1 protein-coding gene is annotated in these 885 nt (G+C 66.8%); it reads left to right on the top strand.

Annotated features, from left to right (window positions below):
- The first annotated feature begins 122 nt into the window (after window positions 1-122).
- Window positions 123-815 carry a hypothetical protein gene (locus ABGA98_RS45660; RefSeq protein ID WP_347624747.1) on the top strand — a complete coding sequence of 231 codons (693 nt, stop codon included), beginning with the start codon at window positions 123-125 and terminating at the stop codon, window positions 813-815.
- Window positions 816-885 lie beyond the last annotated feature (70 nt).

The following is an 885-nucleotide window of genomic DNA, read 5'->3' as shown; positions in this document are numbered from 1 at the left end:
AAATCGCGAGAACGCCTAGTAACACGACTTCCACGAAACAGCAGTCACACGCAGTGCTTCAGCTGTTACGGTCTGGTGGCATGTTCGTCAGGAGCTCCGCCCGCAGGAACAAGGACGGCACGGTGGTGCGCTACCTGCAACTGGCGCACAACGAGTGGGATCCGGCCAGCAAATCGTCCAAGACCAAGGTGCTGCACAACTTCGGCCGCGAGGACCAGCTCGACCGCGCGGCCATCGAGCGCCTGGTCACCTCGCTGTGGCGGCTGCTGGACCCCGAACGTGCGGCCACCGTGCGCATCCCCGGCGAGCTGAACTACCAAGGCTCGGCCGCCTTCGGTGGCGCCTACCTGCTGGACCAGCTATGGCGGCAGCTGTCCATCGACAAGATCATGACCTCCATGCTGGCCCGCACCCGGCGCGGCCCCTACACCGAGCGGGTGCTGTTCGCGCTGGTGGCCAACCGCGCGCTGGACGCCTCCTCCAAGCTGGCCGCCTCGCACTGGGTCGGCCGCCGCGCGCACATCGACGGCCTGGCCAGCTGCAGCGACGATGCCTGCTACCGGGCGATGGACTGGCTGCACGAATGCCGCGACGCGATCGAGAAGAAGGTGTTCGACCAGGTCGCCACCCTCTTGAACCTTCAGGTGGACTTGCTGTTTTTCGATACGACCAGCACCTATTTCGAGATCGACACCCCCGATGAGGGCGTCGACCGCGACGAGCGCGGCATACCCCTGCCCGACGATCGCGGGGCGGGCTCTGCTTCAACCCTGACGGCGCCGCCCGGGACGCGGCGGTGCGGGAACGGCTGCTGACCCAGCTGGGCGAGCTGATCGACGGCACCGACGACTGCAAGAGTGACAAGCGGGCCGAGCTACGCGGGGT

Source organism: Nonomuraea sp. B1E8, assembly GCF_039871515.1.
Taxonomy (GTDB): Bacteria; Actinomycetota; Actinomycetes; order Streptosporangiales; family Streptosporangiaceae; genus Nonomuraea.
The sequence above is the reverse complement of the archived record's forward strand: the minus strand, read 5'-3'. Positions and strand labels throughout refer to the sequence as shown.